At 69.3% G+C, this 19526-nt stretch carries 12 protein-coding genes; 2 read left to right on the forward strand and 10 right to left on the reverse strand.

Annotated elements, in window-relative coordinates; genetic code table 11:
* Nucleotides 1-24: 24 nt before the first annotated feature.
* From ABD259_RS01130 to ABD259_RS01155, 6 genes are all read right to left on the reverse strand, one after another.
* Nucleotides 25-1095 carry a zinc-dependent alcohol dehydrogenase gene (locus tag ABD259_RS01130; protein WP_344159527.1) on the reverse strand — a complete coding sequence of 357 codons (1071 nt, stop codon included), beginning with the start codon at nt 1093-1095 and terminating at the stop codon, nt 25-27.
* Entirely contained in the window at nt 1092-1466 is a 375-nt protein-coding gene (locus tag ABD259_RS01135) for a hypothetical protein (protein ID WP_344159530.1), read from the reverse strand. Before ABD259_RS01135 ends, ABD259_RS01130 begins: the two co-directional genes overlap by 4 nt.
* The gene (locus ABD259_RS01140) at nt 1463-2185 is read right to left on the reverse strand and encodes a cupin domain-containing protein (protein ID WP_344159533.1); all 723 of its coding nucleotides are present in this window, start codon (nt 2183-2185) and stop codon (nt 1463-1465) included. Before ABD259_RS01140 ends, ABD259_RS01135 begins: the two co-directional genes overlap by 4 nt.
* Complete coding sequence (locus tag ABD259_RS01145; RefSeq protein ID WP_344159536.1) at nt 2182-3393, reverse strand: sedoheptulose 7-phosphate cyclase; 1212 nt, start codon at nt 3391-3393, stop codon at nt 2182-2184. Before ABD259_RS01145 ends, ABD259_RS01140 begins: the two co-directional genes overlap by 4 nt.
* 45 nt (nt 3394-3438) lie before the next feature.
* Nucleotides 3439-5124 carry a (2,3-dihydroxybenzoyl)adenylate synthase gene (locus ABD259_RS01150; protein ID WP_344159539.1) on the reverse strand — a complete coding sequence of 562 codons (1686 nt, stop codon included), beginning with the start codon at nt 5122-5124 and terminating at the stop codon, nt 3439-3441.
* 124 nt (nt 5125-5248) lie between these two features.
* The gene (locus tag ABD259_RS01155; RefSeq protein ID WP_344159543.1) at nt 5249-10411 is read right to left on the reverse strand and encodes a type I polyketide synthase; all 5163 of its coding nucleotides are present in this window, start codon (nt 10409-10411) and stop codon (nt 5249-5251) included.
* Between the two features lie 327 nt (nt 10412-10738).
* Here ABD259_RS01155 and ABD259_RS01160 point away from each other — a divergent pair, with 327 nt between their 5' ends.
* Both ABD259_RS01160 and ABD259_RS01165 read left to right on the forward strand, forming a co-directional pair.
* Complete coding sequence (locus ABD259_RS01160; RefSeq protein WP_344159546.1) at nt 10739-11638, forward strand: NADP-dependent oxidoreductase; 900 nt, start codon at nt 10739-10741, stop codon at nt 11636-11638.
* A 70-nt stretch (nt 11639-11708) separates the two neighbouring features.
* The gene (locus tag ABD259_RS01165; protein WP_344159549.1) at nt 11709-12899 is read left to right on the forward strand and encodes an MFS transporter; all 1191 of its coding nucleotides are present in this window, start codon (nt 11709-11711) and stop codon (nt 12897-12899) included.
* Nucleotides 12900-13564: 665 nt separating this feature from the next.
* Here the strand turns inward: ABD259_RS01165 and ABD259_RS01170 are convergent.
* From ABD259_RS01170 to ABD259_RS01185, 4 genes are all read right to left on the reverse strand, one after another.
* Nucleotides 13565-13951: a peptidase inhibitor family I36 protein gene (locus tag ABD259_RS01170; RefSeq protein WP_344159552.1), complete on the reverse strand. Its 387-nt coding sequence runs from the start codon at nt 13949-13951 to the stop codon at nt 13565-13567.
* 686 nt (nt 13952-14637) lie between these two features.
* Nucleotides 14638-15909 (reverse strand): MFS transporter, encoded by a 1272-nt coding sequence (locus ABD259_RS01175; RefSeq protein ID WP_344159555.1) that lies wholly within the window; start codon nt 15907-15909, stop codon nt 14638-14640.
* 74 nt (nt 15910-15983) lie between these two features.
* Nucleotides 15984-16880 carry a LysR family transcriptional regulator gene (locus ABD259_RS01180; RefSeq protein ID WP_344159558.1) on the reverse strand — a complete coding sequence of 299 codons (897 nt, stop codon included), beginning with the start codon at nt 16878-16880 and terminating at the stop codon, nt 15984-15986.
* A 340-nt stretch (nt 16881-17220) separates the two neighbouring features.
* Entirely contained in the window at nt 17221-18705 is a 1485-nt protein-coding gene (locus tag ABD259_RS01185) for a SulP family inorganic anion transporter (protein WP_344159560.1), read from the reverse strand.
* Nucleotides 18706-19526 lie beyond the last annotated feature (821 nt).

Below are 19526 nucleotides of genomic sequence, written 5' to 3' on the forward strand. Positions count from 1 at the left end.
GCCTTTCGTCTCGGTATCGGAGATTCACAGTCCGGCGGCGCTTAGCAGGACCTTCGGCTGACCTGAGCGGCCATGTTCGAGGGTGTGGAAGGCGTCCGCGGCACGGTCGAGCGGGAAGGTGCCGTGAACGAGCGGGCCAGCCTGGAGCAGGTCGGCGGCGAACATCTCCAACGTCTCGTCGTAGTGCTCCAGGCCGTGCCGGATGCCGTGCACGGTCAGCCCGCGCAGGGTCACCTCGCCGGCGGGAAACCCGGAGAGATTGCCTCCGACCACGCCAACGGCGGCCATCCGCCCACCGGTGCGAGTCAGGCGGACCGCCTCCAGGTACCCGTTCGCGTCGCCGGACGCCTCGACGACCAGGGAGAAGCCGCGCGGGGGCGCCTGCCCACTGCGAAGGGCGCGGTCGGCGCCCAGGTGGACGGCCATGTCCAGGCCGGCGGGGTCCACGCCGACGGCGAGCACCTCGCCCACGGTGGCCCGGGCGAGCATGACAGCGAGCAGGCCGATTGTGCCGGTGCCCACGACGGCGACGTTGTCGGTGATCGAGCATCCGGTGTCTGCGAGCGCACGCGCAACGGTGACCGCAGGCTCGACCAGGGTGGCGGCGGTACCTGACACAGTGTCCGGGACCGGGACCAGCGCTTGGAGGGGGACACGGACGTACTCGGCAGCCGCCCCGTCGAGACCATACAGCCCGATCTCCCGCATCCGGGGGCACAGCGACCGATTACCCGACCGGCACACGGGGCAGGTCTGGCAGGGAACCATGGTCTGCCCGACCACCCGCTGGCCGGGGAGCACATGCGGGTCGGGACCAGCCGTGGCTACGACCGTCCCAGTCCACTCGTGGCCGAATGTCCACGGCAGGCGGGTACGCCCGTCGGTGATGTAGGTGGCTTGGCCGTGCAAGAGCTCAAGATCCGTCCCGCACAGTCCGACCAGTTCGACCCGGACCAGCGCGTGGCCGGGCAGTGGGGGCGGAATGGGCGCGGTCACGGCCTGGACCTTCCCCACCTCGGTGATCATCGCGGCGGTCATGGCGCCGTCCGCCCAGGTGCCCAGGACGGTGTCGTCGGTGGCACATCCGTGGGTCACGGCAGCATCACCGGGGCCCGGACGGGAAGCCTGCGGGCGGTGCTGTCCGGCAGGAGGGTGAGAGTCAGCAACCAGGTCTCGGTCTCGGCGGTCAGCAGGGCGGCGGTGTCCTCAGCCCTGACCAGGACGGCCTGGCCCGCCGCGAGGGAGGTGCCGTTGCCCAGGCCGGCCCGGCCGGACAGCACCAGCCAGACCTCGTGTAGGCCGTCCCGGCCGCGGCGATCCAGGGTGGCGCCGCCGGGCAGAATGAGGTGGTCGACAGCCTCGCACTCGCTGTGCAGCATGCCCCGACGGGCCAAGCACTGCCAGATGGTGGCTCCTTCCGGCATGGCGGCGCCGTCGACCGCGCGACCGGTGTCGGTGACGATCACGCCCGACCCCCCGGAACGGCCATCCGCGCATGGAAGAACTCCAGGCCGCCCGGTCCTGCCGTGACGGTTATCCGTCCGCCGAGGGGGAGGGTGACGGACGTCCCGGCGGCCAGGTCCACCTCGACCTGTCCGGAAGCGCCCAAGCCGGACCCGTCCAGGACGAACAGGGTGTGCTCGTGGGCGGTGGCATCGAACCCCTCGGACTGCCCGGGGGCCAGCCGCCGGATCCGAATCAGCTCCAGCGGGCCATCGAACACCGATCTGGGGTCGATCTCCCTCTGTTCGCGCAGGTTGACGATGGTGCTCTCCATATCCGCCCCCTTCCGTGCGGGCTCTCCCCAGCGGACGGCCGCGGCCGTCGCGGGGGTGAGCATTTCAATAACGAGCCAGTTGACCGGAGTGCCTCCGGTGTTGTGCAAACTGTGGCTGGTCCCCGCCGCGGTCAGAGCCATGTCCCCGGGACCGACAGGGGTCCGCCTGCCGTTCAGGCCGATTTCGGCCCGCCCGGTGAGGATGTAGTAAATCTCCTCGGTGCGGGTGTGCCGGTGCTCACCGCTGACCCCACCCGGCGGGATCGACGCCCATTCGATGGCCTCCCAGGTGCCGTCCAGGCCCGCGCGCCGGGCCAGGCAGGTCCAGTGGGAGAGCCCCTCAGCGCCGTGCACCCCGAACACGTCCGCAGGGCGGCCGACCCGGGTGACGATCGGCGCGCCGCTCACCGGGGGCTCCCAGTGGTGGCGCCCGCGGCAACAGCGATCGCGTCGGCTGCGCGACGCAGCTCGTCGTCGGTGACATCGTTGACGAACACCGCGTCGCCGATGCCGACGGGCAGCGGGAGACGCTGCAGTCCGTCCCGGTGCCGGGTGGTGTCGGCCAGCGCCTTGGCGAGCAGCTCGGGGGTGCACCCCCGGTGGTGAGTGGGCAGCTCCAGAAGGTTCATCACCGCCAGGACGCGGTCGCGGTCGGTGTCGCCGACCAGCCCCCGCCCGTGGGCGATGAGGGTGGTCAGTGCCATGTCGATGGTGACTGCCTCACCGTGCAGCAGGTCGGGCAGTGCGGCCATCTCGATCGCCGGGCTGAACGAGTGGCCGTAGTCGACAAGCCGCTCCAGCTTGGTCTCCCACAGGTTGGGCTGGAGCTCCTCCAGCATTCCGTGGACGGCCCGGCGCAGCACCTCGCGGGCGGCGATCTCGTTGACCGGAGTAGTACCCTGCAGCCGTTCGTCGAGCAGCACGCGGCCGTACGTCTCCAGCTGGTCGAACAGCGCACGGTCCTTGATCAAGGCGATCTTGAGGATCTCGGCGAGGCCGTTGGACAGGTGGCGCCGGTCCAGGGTGGTAAGGAAGTTGCGGTCCAGCAAGGTGGCGGCGGGGGCCTCGTACGTGCCCAGCCGGTTCTTGTGCCCGTTGAAGTTCACGCCGGTCTTGACGCCGACCCCGGCGTCGACCAGACCGATGAGGGTGGTGGGCACGCGGACGTAGGGTGTGTGGCGCCGGTACAGGCTGCTGGCCACCCCGACGATATCCAGCAGTACGCCGCCGCCGATACCGATAATCGGTTCTCGGCGGCGGTCGATGCCGAACTCGTCCAGGCCGCGCACGATATGCGCCACCGACTCCATGGACTTCTCCTGCTCGGTGGCGTCCAGAACGCACAGCTGGGCCATGATGCCGTGGTGACGCAGGTACTTGTCGAACAGGTCGCCGTAGAGGCGGTGCACGGTCTGGTCGATGACGACGAACCGGCGCCGTGTGGTGGCCGATGCGGTGGTCCCGGCCTGCATCAGAGAATGGTTGTCTAGGGCGAAGATGTCCCGTGACACGGTGACGTCGTAACGGACCCGACGGTCGGCCTCCACCACCCAGGAGGTGGCCGGGGGTGCGGTCAGGTCGTCGTCGGTCGGCGTCACGGAGAGTCGTCCGAGCATGGAGTTCTCCTTCGGTCGTTTCATCCGGATGGGTAGGTGTGCGCTCTAACCCCGTGCAGGGGCGGGAGCTATCGTTCGGACAAGCGCCTTCTTGTCGGCCTTGCCGACCGAGGTCTGCGGCATCGCGTCGACGACCACCAGCGATTCGGGGATCTTGTAGCGGGCCACACCGCGGGCAGCGAGAGCGTCGTGTAGCTCCGCCCCCGTCAGCGTCCGGCCAGGCATCAGCACGACGCAGGCACAGGCCCGCTCGCCCAGATTGGCGTCGGGAACGGGGACCACAGCGACCTCGGACACCTGGTCCAGTGCTTGGACCAGCCGTTCGATCTCATCGGCGGAAATCTTCTCGCCGCCGCGGTTGATGACGTCCTTGGTGCGCCCGACCACGACGAGGTTGCCGCTGGGGTCGCGGCGGACCAGGTCGCCGGTGCGGTACCAGCCGTCGGCGGTAAACGCCCGGGCGTTCTGCTCAGGGGCGCGATAATAGCCACGGGGCGTGTACGGTCCCCGCACGAGCAGCTCACCGGGGTCACCGGGCGGTACCGGGGCGCCTTCCTCGTCGACGAGGAGGATCTCGTCGTGCGGGCTCATCGGCCGCCCCTGGGTGCTGGCGCTCACCTCCTCGGGATCGGTGTGGCGGGTGAAGCACAACAGACCCTCGGCCATGCCGAACACCTGCTGGACCCGGCAGCCCAGGGCGCGGCGGGCGCGATGGTAGGACTCGGGGGTGAACAGGGAGCCGCCGATCTGCACCAGCCGCAGGCTGGACAGGTCGGGGCGGTCGGCCTCGGCGGCTTCCACCCACCGGGTCAGCACGGCGGGCACGGCCGCCACCGCGGTTACCCGCTCCCGGGAAATCGTCCCGAGGACCCGCGAGGGAGAGGGCGAGGCGACCATGACGACCCGGCCACCGACCATCAGCGTGCCCAGAACGCCTGGGCAGGCGAGGGGGAAGTTGTGCCCGGCGGGCAGGGCGGCCAGGTACACGGTGTCACCGTCGAACCCGCACACCTGCCCGCTTCGGCGGGCGTTGTACTCGTAGTCGTTATGGGTGCGCGCGATCACCTTCGACAGGCCGGTGGTCCCGCCCGAGAGCAGGAAAACAGCGGCGTCAGCGGGATGCGGCGCTTCCGCGTCGAGGGCCAGGCGGCGCTTGCGGACAGCGTCCTCGTCCCCGGCGGCTGCGGTGGCGGCCGCGCGCAGGCTGAGGTGGCCCGGGTCGGCACAGTCGCCAGCGACCAGAACGTCGCGCAACGAGGGGACGCGTCCGACGACCCGCCTGGCCATCGCCTGGTGATCGTGGCTACGCAGCCTGTCGGGAACGGCGATCGCCTCGGCCCCGGTGCGCTCAGCGATCGCGGCCAGCTCGTGGTCACGATGCGCAGGCAGCATCATGACCGGTGCCACCCCGGCGCGCAGGCATGCGAGCAGCAGTACCACCAGCTCCCAGCCGTTGGGGAGCGCGACCACAATGGTCGAGTCGCGGCCCAACCCCCAGTCGCGCAGCCGGACGGCCAGGACGTCGGCGCGCCGGGCCAGCTCCGGGTAGGAGAGCCGGGTCGGCCCGTCCACCAGCGCGGTGCGCTCGGGGAAGGACCCCGCCCACTCCCACACCAGGTCGCCGATGGGGCGGTCGCGCCAGTACCCCGCCGAGCGGTAGGCGTCGGCGCTGTCGTCGGGCCAGGGGACGAGCCCTTCGCGGAGCTGGGGCGGCGCCTGCTGTGCTGTCACGGTCTGTTCCTCACTCGTGTCGGTCGGCGGCTTCGCCAGGTACCGGGCCCGGCCGAAACCGATTCGATTCCTCAGCGGCCGCGGTGAAGTAAGCCGGTCTCCGTTCCGTCGGCCCCGTTCCAGATCACACGTCGCGATGCTCGGCGGTTTCGGTGAGCCGCTCGGCCAGGTGGGAGGAGACCGAGGCGATGGTGGGGTAGTCCCACAGGACGGCGGCGGGCAGCCGGAGCCCGAACCGTTTCTGCAGACGGCGCCGGATGGCCATGGTCATGACCGAGTCCAGGCCCTGCTCGGTGAAAGGGCGGTGGACGTCTAGGGTGGCCGCCTCATCCCCGCTCTCCCGAGCTGTCTCCTCGGCCACCTGCGCAGTGACCGCCGACACCAGCGCCTCGCCTGTCAGCCCCAGCAATCCGTCCTCGTCTTGGTCGGGCTCGGCCGCCTGGTCGGTGGCCAGGCCGCGCAGCACCGCGGGCCCGTCGGGGACGGCGTCGACCACGCGTACGACGGCCACGTGGGGCTCACCGCTGCGTACCGCTACGTCCCAGGAGCGGAACGCTTCGGCCACGGTGATATCGCCCGCGCCCAGGCCTGCGAGCTCCTGCTCAACTGCCGTGCTGGCGGCCATGCCCATGCCCCGCCACGACGTCCACCCGAGGCTGACCGTCTCGGTCTGCCCTCCCGAGCGCCGACTCCGGGCCAGCGCGTCCAGGAAGGCGTTCGCCGAGGCGTAGCTGGTCTGCCCCGTCAGGCCCAGCATCAGGCCCACGGAGGAGAAATAGCAGCAGAACTCCAGCTCGCCCGGCGGGAAAAGCTCGTCTAGGACCAGCGCGCCCTCGACCTTGGGCCGCATCACCCTGCGCAGCGAGTCCTCGTCAAGCTCGGTGAGGGTGCGATTGTCCAGGACGCCGGCGGCGTGCACGACGCCGCGGATGGGCGGCATCCCCAGCACGTCAGGCGACAGGACCTCGGCGGTCCGCTCGCGGTCGGTGATGTCCAGTTGCACCGTCTTGACCACGACGCCGCGCTCCTCCAGGGCCCGGATCGCGTCGATCCGGCGCCGGTCGGCCGGGGCGGACAGCTCGTCCCAGCACGACCGTGGGGGTAGGGCCGTCCGCCCGGCCAGGACGATGCGCGTGGCGCCGCGTCCGGCCAGCCAGTCGGCGATCTCCAGACCAAGCTCGCCCAGGCCACCGGTGATCAGGTAGGTACCGCCGGGGGTACAGGTCAGCACCGGGTGAGCGGCTGTCGCCGCGACCGGGCGCAATCGCATCCCCCGGGCCGCCATCCCGTCGAGCCGGACCACCGGCTCGGCCGACCGACCGCCAAGGACTGCGGGCAGGAGGGCCGCGGCCTTCTCCGAGCGGGCGGGGTCAAGATCGACTACCCCGCCCCACAGGTCGGGGTGCTCACTGCCCAGGACCGCCGACATGCCCCAGACCGGGGACTGCTCGAGTGCCCCACCGTCGGCGCCACGGCTGGTTAGCGCCCAGACGCGAGTTCCGAGGCGTGCGGAATCGGCCAGAAGTCGCACTGTGTGTGCCACCCGCCAGGCGGCTGTCGCGGCCAGGTCGCCCGTGTCGCCGGGGATACCGGCCGGCGGGAGGATCAGCACGGCGGCGCCGTCCAGCTCCTCTCTCAGGTCGGCGAGGGACTCGGGGGCGGGTACGGCCGTGCACGCGACGCCCGCAGCGGCGGCTGCGGCGGCGACCGGGGCGGCCAGCGGGTGCCCGCCGTCCACCAGGACCACTCGACTGACCGGGGTGGAAGACGCGGCGGGCAATTCCTCCCACTCGATGCGGTGGACCAGGGTGCCGCTCCCGTCGACCGGGCCGTCGACCTCGGAGAAGCGCAGGTCGGTAATGACGGCTACGACGTTGCCGTCGGTGTCGCTGATCTGCACGTCTACGGTGGTGGGGGCGGCCGTGTCCGCGCTGGGGCGGACCAGGATCAAGGCGTCGGTCGGCGCGGGGCCATGCAGGTGCAGCGCGCCCACCCGCGAGGGCATACGCAATACGGCGTCGCCGGGGAAGAGCAGGGGCGCGATCGACAGCACGGCGTCGAACAGAGTTCCCCAGCTGTCGGCCTCGGGCTCCTCGTCGGCCAGGACGCGGGCCAGCAACTCGCCTGCTCCCGTGCGGAGCTCTTTTACCTCCCAGGGGAAGCCGATTGCGGCCACGCCGATCAGCTCCAGCCGCTGAACCGCGGTTTCCGGCGGCAGGACGGTGTCGCAGCGGGCCAGCGAGGCGGCCACGTCTACCGGACCGTCCGGCGCAGGGGAGTCCGGGCCCAGGCGCGCGAAGGAGTGCTGGGTCGGCAGCTCATCCTCGCCGTTCAAGCGACGCGAGGCCAAGCGGGCGGTGTCCTCTTCCCGGATGACCTGGACTTCGCGCGTCCCGGTCACGGTTACCGGCGTCCTGAGTTCGACGTCGCACAGCGCGGTGCCTTCCAGGGCGGCCAGGAAGGTGGTGAACAGGACAGCCGCGGGAAGCACCTCGGTCCCCATGATCGGGTGCTCGCCCGGGTAGGGGCGGGTGTCGAAGTCCAGGTGGGTCTGCCACACGCGGGTGGCGGCCCCGTCCGCCAGCACGGTGCGCGCACCCAACAGGGTGTGCGACCCCGGGTCGTGCCGCTGTGCCATGGCAGCAGCGGGCGGTACCACTCGCCAGTGGTCGCGGTGCTGCCACACCGTGGTGGGCACAGGCGTGAACGTGGCGCCCTCCTCAGCGGCTCCCGCCCAGTCCACGGCCACACCCTGAGCGTAGGCGGCGGCGACGGCGCCCAGCAGCTCGGCGATCTCGGGCCGGTCGCGGCGCAGCGTCCCAGTGACGAAATGGGCTACCGCCTTTGTCTCGGCGATGGTCTCCTCGATGGAGTGGGCGACCACCGGATGCGGAGACAGTTCGATGAACGAACGGTGACCGTCCTCGACCGCGGCGGCGACCGCAGATGCGAACCGGACCGGATTGCGCAGGTTCGCCGCCCAGTACGCGCCGTCGCGCGCAGCGCCGGTGCGCGGGTCCTCCAGCGCGGTGCTGTAGACGGGGACGACTGGTTCGGCGGGGCCCAGGTCGCTGACGGCGGCGGCCAGCTCAGGGCAAAGCGGGTCCATCTGTGAGCTGTGGAAGGCCACGTCGGAGGCGATTTTGCGGACGCGGACCCCCTCGGCGGCCCATGCCTGACCGACTTCCTCGACCGCCTCGGGGGTGCCCGCTATCACGGTGGAGCGGGGCGAGGCTGAGATGGCCGCAGTCAGATCGGAACGGTCGGCCAATCGCTCGGCGACCTCGTCGAAGGGCAGGGAGACCATCGCCATGGCCCCCGCCCCGGCGACCCTGGACAGCAGGGCCGAGCGACGGCAGACCAGGCGAGCTCCGTCGCGGAGGTGGAGGACTCGCGCGGTGACGGCCGCGGCGATCTCCCCCACCGAGTGGCCTATGACCGCGGCGGGCCGCAGCCCGCGCGAGCGGAGCACGGCGGCGAGTCCAACCTGGATGGCGAAGATCATCGGCTGAATGCGGTCGGGGCCGCCCAGCTCACCGGAGCCGATGACCTCGCGTGGGGAGAAGCCGACCTCCTCAGTGAACACCGGGTCGATGTCATCGATAACCTCCGCGAATGCCTGCTCGGCTGCCAACAGGTCGCGTCCCATCCCCGGCCACTGGGAGCCGTGGCCGGAGAACACCCACACCGAGTCGTGCGGGGGCGCGGCTACCGCGGCGGGTGCCTGGTAGCTCTCATGGTCGGAGCCGAGCCGGTCCAGCCCGGTCAGCAGCTCCTCAGTGGTCTCGGCGACGACGGACGCCCGTACAGCCGCGTGGTCACGGTGCACAGCCAGAGTGTGGGCAACGTCGGCGAGGTCGACCCCGGGCTCGGCACGCACCCGCTGGGCGAGTCGGATGGCGTAGCCCCGCACGGCCTCGGCAGTGCCGCCTGACAGCGGGAAAATCCTCGGCCTCGACGGTGCGGTACGTGGAACGTCGCCGTCGGGTGCCTGCTCTAACACGATGTGCGCGACCGTTCCTCCGTAGCCGAAGCTGGAGACCCCGGCCCGCCGCGGTCGGTCCCGCTCTGGCCAGGGGCGGCGCTCGGCGACCACACGCAGACCCGAGGAAGCCCAGTCCACGGCGGGGGTGGGCGAGTGGTGGCGGATGGTCGGCGGCAGCTCGCCGTGGGAGAGGGCGAGAACGGTCTTGATGACACCTGCCACCCCCGCCCCGGCTTCCAGGTGACCGATGTTGGGCTTGACAGACCCGATCAGGCACGGGTCATCGGCGGGGCGACCCGTGCCGTATACGCTGCTCAGGGCCTTCGCCTCGATGGGGTCGCCGGCGCGAGTCCCGGTGCCGTGTGCCTCGACGTAGTCGACAGTGCGCGGGTCGATGGCGGCGGCACGCAGGGCCCGGGTGGCCACCGCGGCTTGGGCCTCGCCGTTGGGAGCCATGATCCCGTTGGTGCGGCCGTCCTGGCTGACAGCGCTGCCGCGGACCACGGCCAGGACGGGGTCGCCGTCGCGTCGGGCGTCGCTCAGGCGCTTGAGCACCACCACCCCGGCGCCCTCGCCGCGGCCGTACCCGTCGGCGGAGGCGTCGAAGGACTTGGAGCTCCCGTCCGGGGACGTCGCCCCGGCGGCGTCCAGAACCATCGTCAGGCCGGGGCCCGCCATGATGTTGACGCCTCCTGCCAGGGCCGTCCGGGTCTCGCCCGCGCGTAGAGCCTGGCACGCCAGATGGAGGGCGACCAGCGACGAGGAGCAGGCAGTGTCCACGGCCATGCTGGGGCCGCGCAGGTCCAGGTGGTAGGAGATGCGGTTGGCGGTGGCGCACATGGAGGCGCCTATGCCGCTCCACGCCTCGATTCGGGGCAGGTCTTCCAGCATCTGCCGGCCGTAGTCGTCGGAGCCGACGCCGATGAACACGCCGGTGTCGCTCTCGGCCAGGGACAGTGGCGGCACACCCGCGTTCTCCACGGCCTCCCAAGCCACTTCCAGCAGAATGCGCTGCTGCGGGTCCATCTGCTCCGCCTCACGCGGGGTGATGCCGAAGAAGGCTGCGTCGAAGGCAGCGGCGTTCTCGATGAACCCGCCCCTGGTAGTGGAACGCAGCAGGCCGGGGGTGGACTCGGTGTAGGCGCGCCACCGTTCTTGGGGGACATCGCCGACCCCGTCGTGGCCCTGGACAAGCAGCTGCCACAGGTCATCGGGGGAGTTCACGTCGCCGGGGAGCCGGCAGCCCATGCCGGTGATCGCGATGGGCTCGGCGGCGGTTATCGAGTCTGCTGGGCTCACCATCAGAGATCTCCCCTCGGTTCATGGGGTGCGCCTCGGGCATGTGGCGCTAGCGGAAGCGGGCGACGGCTCTGCTGCACGACTCGCCCTCACCTCACCGAGGATCAGCGGCGGCGACCAAGAAACACCCAAGAACCGTCATATGGGTCGTTACCGTGGCACTTTCTTTATTCGTGCACTCGTGGCAGATAAGTGACCAAGGAGATAAGTCACGCATTCGTCACATAAAACACACCCTCAGTGAGCACCCGCCTTTCCAATCCTTGACCGCCCATTGGCCGCGCTAAGTGAGGATCCGACTCCGGAGAATGAATCAACCAGGGAGTTGTCGTGCGCGCGGTGATGATCAGTCAGTACGGGGACCCGGACGTCCTCGAGACCGGAGAGGTTCCCGTCCCCGAGACCGGACCCGGTCAGATCCTGGTGCGGACCACGGGGTCCGCGGTGAACCCGGTGGATCTGGAGATCCGCTCGGGAAGCGCCCGGGACAACGTGTCCGTCCCGTTCCCGATGGTCTTGGGATGGGACCTGTCCGGCGAGGTCGCGGCCATCGGTGCGGGCGTGGACGAGTTCGCCCCCGGTGACCGCGTCATCGCGATGTCAGCGCAGATGGCCACCGGCGTGGGCACCCACGCCGAGTACGTGGCCCTGCCCGCCGCGATCGCCGCCCACGCGCCCCGCACCGTCGCGCTGGAGAAAGCCGCCGCCCTCCCCCTCGCCGGCCTGACCGCTCTACAGGCGCTGGAGCAGCTGGACGCCCGTCCCGGGCAGTCGCTGGTGGTGTCCGGCGCAGTGGGATCGGTCGGAGGCTACGCCGTCCAGCTCGCAGTGTCCCGCGGCCTGGACGTCACGGCCCACGTCCGAGAGCGGGACCGCGGGGCGGCCGAGGGGCTGGGCGCTCGCCGGGTGGTGAGCGGCGCCACTCCGGGGCTGGACGCCGACCTGCTGCTAGACACCGCCGGTATACCCGCGGCCGTCGCCCACGTGCGGGACGGCGGGCGGGCCGTGTCGATCGTGCCCACCCGACCACCCGTCACCGAACGCGGGATCTCGGTCGCCATGTCCTTCGTCGAACAGGACGGCGCTGGGCTGTCCACCCTCTCCACGCTGGTCGACAAGGGGGCGCTGACGCTACGCGTTGGCGGACGCTACGGGTTCGACGAGGCCACGTCCGCGCACCGGCGGCTGGCCGCCGGCGGCAGTCGGGGCAAGCTCCTCATCCTGCCCTGATGCGGAAGTCCGCCGTCGCGCGGGTGACCACCTGCGCGACGAGGGGCCACCGAGCTCTTGGAGAAACACAGTGAACCGTTCGATTCTCGTCCTAATGTTCTGCCTGTTCAGCGTCGGGAGCGCCGAATTCGTCATCGCCGGGCTGCTGCCGGGCATCGCCTCCGAACTCGATGTGTCGGTGTCCGCCGCCGGAATGCTGGTCAGCGGATACGCGATTGCGATCGTCCTGGCCGGACCCGCCATCACCCTGCTCACCGGCAGACTTCCGCGCAAACCGCTGATGATCGCGCTTATGACGCTGTTCGCGGTGAGCAACGCGGCGGGGGCGTTGGCGCCCGATTACACCACCCTGATGGTCACACGAGTGCTCAGCGCGTTCACCCACTGCACCTTCTTCGCCCTGGCTCTCGTGGTGGGCACCGGGCTGGTTCCGGCCGACCGCCAAGGGGCGGCAATCGCCCGGCTGGCGATAGGGCTGAACATGGCAAACGTCCTGGGTGTGCCGCTCGGCACTCTGCTGGGCACCGAGTTCGGGTGGCGCTCGACCCTGTGGGCGGTTTCCCTGTTCGGCGTCATCGCGTCGGTGCTGCTCGCCGTGCTGATCCCCGGCGGGCGGCAGGACGGCCCACCTAGCGGGGCGCTTGCCGAGCTCAGGGTGCTGGGGCGTAGCCAGGTGGTCGCCGCCATCGGCATGAGCGCGCTCGGCTGCGGCGGCGTATTCACTGCCTACACCTTCATCGCGCCGCTGCTGGAGGACGTTAGCGGGTTCGGCGGATCCGCAGTGGGCGTCCTACTTCTCCTGTTCGGTCTGGGAACCTTCGCCGGGAGCGCGATCGGCGGCAAGCTCACCGACAGAGCGCTGATGCCCTCGCTGTGCGGGCTCTTGGGCGCCGTCGCGGTAGTTCTGGCGACCTACTCGCTGTTGGTCACCAACCAGTGGACGTCCGCCGTCGGGCTGGTGCTGTTCGGAATGTCGTTTGGAGCGATCCTGCCCGGCCTGCAGGCACGGGTGATGCGCTCGTCGGGGATTGGTGCGCCCACCCTCGCATTGGCGGTGAATATCGCTGCGATGAACATCGGAATCGCCTTCGGCTCCTGGCTTGGTGGCCGGATCCTGGACACCGGGATGGGGCTGCGCACCGTAGTCCTGGCCGGGGCCGCCGTCGCCGCGGTGGGCTTTCTGCTGAGCCTTCTGGAACTGTTCCGCGACCGCACCCGCACGACACCGGAACCCGCCGCAGAGGTACCCTCACACGTCTGAGACTCCCGCTGAGGGTCCGCGTCCGCGCGGTCCCTCAGCCGCATAAGCCCTTCCACTTGGCCGCCGGGGGAACAGTGTGGCCGTCGGCCGACGATGCAGTCTTCAAAGAACCGGTGAGCTCCCCTGATCAGGAACGACGTGGTCAGGCTCTGGTTCGTTCCGGCAGAGCTAACCTCGCCGATGCGAAGGGCCGCCGGTACGGAGCCGTGGTTCGTCTGGACTGTCTGGCCCAATGCGTGGAACTGCGAAAACGCCACCAGATGAACACTGCCGAGGAACGCGGATCCACAGGGTGGGGACCGAGGAGCTCGGCGTGGGCATCGCAGTGGTACAGAGAGAGGGCGGCGACGAGCGATGGGCCTGAGAGTTCACTTCTACATGCCCAAACATCGGATGTATCTACATCATGGTTGGCGCCTGATCCCAGCGAGGAGTCATCCTTTCCCCTACCGATCGATGTCACCAGAACACTTCGTCCACAGTGCTTCCCAAAAGCCTCCGACCGGCCGCTGACGCGGTCAGGGGCCGAGCCCGCCTACACCACGCGCGTCGTGGCCCGCTCACCCCCGGCAGGGGCACACTCGACGGCGGGCCGTCGGCCGCACCCTTCGTGCGGCCGACGGCCCTTCCCACCTCATCGCTCAGCGGAACGCTGACGGACAGGCTTAGCAGGCCCCCGGCTCGACAGACTGGATCCTGTCGTTGAACTTCCAGAACGGGCTGGACAGGTCGCGGATCGCGGTGCGGGCCGGGATCTCGCGGCGCTCGCCCGTGTAGTCGGCGCGGGAGTAGGCACACCAGGCGTGGTCGGTGTTGTTGATGATGGAGCTGGCCATCTTGGAGATGCCGAAGGGGCGGACATCCGGCTCGCTGTAGGAGAACGCGGCGAAGACACCATCGTAGTTCGCGTGCGAGTACATACACAGGCGCTCACCGGAGCACTGCAGCGGACTGGGCGCGACGGCGGCGGAGGCGGCACCGGCCGGGAGTACGGCCACCGCGGCCGCGGCGAAGAGACCCGCTGCCAGCGCTTTTCCGAATCCACGCTTCATGCTGTTGTCCTTTCCTAGGAAATCCAGCCGTTCGTCGTTTGCTGAATCTGCATTCATTTCCACCGATTCATGTGCCGCGACATCCGAAAATTCAGCCGTCGCGGCATACGCAGGCCAAGGCACACATATCCACACCACGAATCCGCACCCCACAGGGAGCCAGACCTCCCTTTTCGGGGATTCCCGCATGCCTTTGCAAGCGATGCACCGAGACTATCGCCGCCGACAACGGAGAGCAAGACAAAGAGAAAGGATATTATTCAATAATCATAATGGCCAGAGATTGATCGAGGAACCGAGAAATAAAAGCGAAGAAGAAATAGCTGAATTGTCGACGGTCTCGCATCCCCCGGTCTCCGGGCATGCCAAGTTCGGGGGACATGGCCGATGCTTCCACGATGGGCGTGCTGAGCGAGGCCGATGCTCTGAAAGGACATTGATCGTGATGCACCGCCACAGGTCCCGCGACCACGCTGAGGCACCGTCTCTCGAGACGCCAACGGGTCGGCCACGCCCGTGTCCGGGCGTGGCCGACCCGTTGGCTCGCAGTGACCGAGATTAGCTGTACTGTACGGCTCCCCTCTTCTCTCGGCCTTCATCGAGAACACCCCCGTGCCTCGATTCTGCCCAGCGTCGTTAGTCCAGGTCCCCCGGACTTCAGAACTTTTCGGGGGCAGGGCAAGGCATCAGGAGCCGATTTTGACCTGCTGCTTCGCGTGGGACTGCGAGCCTGCGGCAACGGCATGGGCCGTTACGCGGCTGCGGTGCCGAGCGTCAGCCAAGCCGCACAGCAGGGCGAAGATGAGTGCGCCCGCGCCGAGCAGAGCGGCGACCCAGATGGGCGAGGCGTAGCCGAATCCGGCGCTGATGGTCATCCCGCCGAGGAAGGGGCCGACAGCGTTGCCGATGTTGAAGGCGGAGATATTGGATGCCGAGGCCAGGTTCGGAGCGCCTTCGGCCGTGGCCATCACCTTGGCCTGAACGGGCGGAATGACCGCCGCCACCGCGGCACCGAAAACGATGAACATGGCTACGGCTGCGACCTTGTTGTGAACGGCGAGCAGTAGCAGGACGGAGGAGGCGGTGACCGTGATGAGAACGCTGTACACAGCAGGCATGAGCGCGCGGTCGGCGAGCCTGCCGGCGATGGGCGTGCCGATGACCATGCCAACGCCGAACAGGACGAGCACGATCGGGACCGCGCTGTCAGAGAAGCCGGAGACATCGGTCAGCATGGGAGCGATGTAGGTGACAATAGCGAGGGCCGGAGCCCAGCCAAGGGCTGTCGCGCCATAGGCCAGCCACAGGCGGCCCCGCTTGAACACCGCCAGTTCGCTTCGCAGGTTCGCGCCTTCCGCCACCGGCGAGAAGGGGACGAGCTTGAGGACACCGAGAAGGACGGCCACACCGATGGCGCCGACGGCCCAGAAGGTGGAACGCCAGCCTAGTGCCTGCCCCAGGGCCGTACCACCGGGAACCCCGATGACGTTGGCGATGCTCAGCCCCATGAACATGATGGCGACCGCTCTGGCCTTGCGGTCCTCGGACACCACATCAGCGGCGGCTACGGCGCCTATACCCACGTAGGCGCCGCCGACCAGCGCGGACAGGACCCGACCGACCAGCAGCACGGTGTAGTTGGGTGCCAGGGCACTGATCAGGCTGGAAGCGACGAAGCCGACCATTAGCCACACCAGCATGGACTTGCGCGGCACTCGCGTCCCCAACGCGGCTAGCAGCGGTGCGCCCACCACCATGCCCAGTGCGTATCCAGAGACCAGGGATCCCGCGGTCGGGATGGAGATACCGAAGTCCACTGAAATCTCGGGAAGGAGACCGGCGATAACGACTTCGGTGGTGCCGATGGCGAACGCGCCGAGGGCGAGGGCGAGCAGCGCCGCGGGCATTCGGTGCCTAGGGCGGGAGCGCGTCGTCGACTTCGCATAAATATTGGTCATGAAGCCACTGTCGACGACCCATTGAGCTGGAACAACGCCGAAAAATGCAACGTTCGACAAGCCAGGCTTACCGATCAGGCTCGCTTTGTTGCGGCAGCGTGCACACATGCCTGGACGAACATGCGAACCCTGGCGTTCTCACCTGCCGATCGCCACACGAGCCCGTACTCCAGAGGTTCGGCGTCCTCCAACGGGACGTAGGTCACGCCCGGCGGTCTGTAGTGCTGGGCGACATCGGATCCCACCGGGGAAATACCCTTGCCGGCACCGATAAGGGCGAGAGTCTCCTGCAGCGTGGAGGCCGATTCCCCGCGCTCGATTGGCTGGCCGCTGGGGGTGCGCAGGGGCGTGTTGTGCTCCTGCCAGTACATCGGCACTTCACCGATGCAGGCGAACACCTTGGTGTGGGCCAGGTCTTCCAAAGAGGCGGACGTCCGCTCCGCCAGCGGGTGCCGTGACGGCACGGCGAGCATGCGCGGTACGGAGAAGACCACAGGGCCGCGCGTGAGGTCCTGCTCGTCGATAGGAAACTGGGTGACCAGTACGTCCACGTCCCCCGCGCGCAACGGGCTGATGATGCTGTTGATCTGCGTCTCTTTGATCTGGGCGTCCGTGCCGGGGTGGCGTGCGGTGAACGTGCTGATCGCATCGAGGACGAATTCACCCGCCGCGGCGCCGAGGAACCCGACGCGCAGGACTCCGTCGACACCGCGCGCGGCGGCCTCCGCCCTGGCGACACCGTCCTTGATACGCCGATATCCGGGCTCGATGTCTTCGTACAGCTGCTGCCCCAGGCAGGTGAGTTGGACCCTGCGGCTGGTCCGCTCGAAAAGGGGGGCTCCGATTGTCCGTTCCAGCTTCTGAACGGTCTGGCTGACTCGGGCCCGGGAGATGAAGAGACGCTCAGCGGTACGTCCGAAGTGCAGTTCATTGGCGAGCGTGAGGAAGACCTGGATTTCAAGCCGCTCCACTGACGTTCCCCTCATGACACTGCGCATCGCGTCGGCGAATATACCTGCGCCGCCCATGCGTCTCTCCGGGGTGGTCCGATAGTCGAGCGGGGGTGGGGAGGCAGGCGGTCTTCGTGTCTAGGGCGTCGCCACGCAGATTCCGCCGGAAACGGTCAACTACGGCGTGATTACGTGCGGCCAGCTAACCGTGGCCCGCGGGAAGGCCGCGTCTCCGGCCTCCTCATCCGCGCCATCACCTGCCGGTGATGAGGTGTGGTTTCTCGGGTGTCTCGCGCCCGGCCCGCACGCATGCCCGGGCGGGGGGACGGCCGGATCCTTGCGGGCGGTCGTCCCCCAGGCGTTACGGCGCGTCGGCCATCAGGCCGCTGACGTTGCTGTGCAGGGCGGCGCTGGAGGCGTTGAGGCCGGTGATCTCTGCGGTGATGCCGTTGCGGCGGAAGCGGTCCGAGGCCTGGTCCAGGGCGGCCACGGCCGAGGCGTCCCACACGTGGGCGCCGGAGAGGTCGATGGTGACCGTGTGGACGCCCGGTTCGCGGTAGTCGAAGTGGTGCAGGACCTGCTCGCGGGAGCCGAAGAAGAATTCGCCGTGCACGGAGTAGACGCGGGTGCCTCCCTCGGGGTCGAGGACGCTGGTCACCTCCGCGACCACGGCGGCGTGGCGGGCGAAGATGACCATTGACGTGACGACCCCGATGCCGACGCCCAGGGCGAGGTTGTGCGTCGCCACGGTCACCGCCGTGGTGATCACCATGACGAGGGTCTCGGTCCACGGCATCCTGCGCAGCGTGCGCGGGCGGATGCTGCGCCAGTCCATGGTCGTGGCGGCAACGAAGATCATGACGGCCACGAGCGCGGCCATCGGGATGCCCGCCACCAGGCTGTCGAGAAGCACGACGAGCACGATCAGGAACAGCCCGGTCAGGAACATCGACAGCCGGGTGCGCGCCCCGGACCGCACGTTCATCACAGTCGGGCCGACCGTGGCGCAGCCGGGCATGCCGCCCAAGAAGCCGGACAGGACGTTGGCCCAGCCCTGGCCGCGCGCCTCGCGCGCCTTGTCGGAGGGGGTCTCGGTGTGGTCGTCGACCAGCTTGGCGGTGATCAGCGACTCGATGAGGCCCACAAGGGCGAGCGTCATCGCCGTCGGCGCGATGACCCGCAGCGTCTCCCAGGTGAGGGGGACGTCGGGGAGGAACGGCACCGGGAGGCTGTCCGGCAGTTTGCCCATGTCGCCGACCGTGGGCACGTCAAGCCCGACGATCCAGGCGAAACCGCTGACCGCGATGATGGCCACCAGCGGTGCCGGGACCGCCGTGGTCAGCCGGGGCAGCAGCAGGATGATGCCGAGGCCGACGGCGATCATCGCGTAGACCGTCCACCCGTCCCCCGCGAAGTGCGGGATCTGCGCCGTGAAGATCATGATGGCCAGGGCGTTGACGAACCCGGTCATGACGCTCGTGGGCACGAACCGCATCAGCCGGGCCACCCCCAGCAGCCCCAGCACCACCTGGATCGCCCCGGCCAGGATGGTGGCCGCGAGCAGGTGGTCGACGCCGTATTCCCGGCCCAGCGGCGCGACGACCAGGGCCATGGCCGCGGTCGCCGAGGAGATCATTGCCGGGCGCCCGCCCAGGAACGCCAGGGAGACGGCCATGGTGAAGGAGGCGTACAACCCCACGCTGGGGTCGACGCCGGCGATGATCGAGAACGAGATCGCGTTGGGGATCAGGGCCAAGGCCACAACAAGCCCCGACAGGGCTTCGGTGCGCAGCACCGACAGGCTCGGGAGCGTGGTCCGCTGCCACGCCGTCCTCAGTGTGGTCATGAAGCCGCTCACTTTCGGGCAGCTCGGTGGGACCGCTCGAAGCGGTTTGCCATACATCGGTCAGGAAAGCGGGACGCGGGCGCGGTCGGCCCGGGTGGGGTGGGATGAATCGGGGAAAGGTCGGTCCCGCACGCGGAGTTTCCGCGGATCCCCCTGTGCTCCGAAGACGCCGTGTGCCCGAGCGGGCGGCGCCCCCGCACAGCGGGGAGGAAAAGGCAAAGCAATAGGAGCCCCGCACCGCAGCACGAAGCTCCCGAGGCGACACTACCCGCCGCCAAAGGCAGAGGTCACGCGGTCGTCCTGAGACGGTATTCACACGTCGTACCAGGCCCGATGTGTCGTTGCGGTCCTGCCGCTGACGTATGCTCCGCCGCCGATCGCACGCCCCCGAAGTAGCGGTCGGTCGCGAACGGAAGCGGCCGTTTCGGCGCGGTCGGCGAGAACGGGCCTGGATGTGCGGCCGCGACCCGGTCCGGGAGGCCAGGCAGGGCCGCAGGAGAGCGGACGCTTCCGGGCAGGGCGGAGGTCCCGCCCCCCGGTCGCGGGGGACATCTGCGGGCTCTGCCGTGGCAGGGGCGCGCCTCGGGTGTGGTGGAAGGCTGACCGGTACGGAAGCACCCGGTCCGCCGCGGAGCCGGTCTTGTCGGGGCCCCAACGGCTCAATCTTTCGCCATGGCGTCCACGTCCTGCGCGCTCCCGCGCGCCACGGTCGTCGAGGCGTTCGTCGCCCGGGAGCAGAAGACCATCGCCGCTCCCACGGGCATCGGCCGCGGAGACCGCACCGTTTTCATCGCGGGTGACGGCGCCGACGCCACGTCCGT

Origin of the sequence: Nocardiopsis rhodophaea (assembly GCF_039530945.1) — a bacterium.
Taxonomy (GTDB): Bacteria; Actinomycetota; Actinomycetes; order Streptosporangiales; family Streptosporangiaceae; genus Nocardiopsis_C; species Nocardiopsis_C rhodophaea.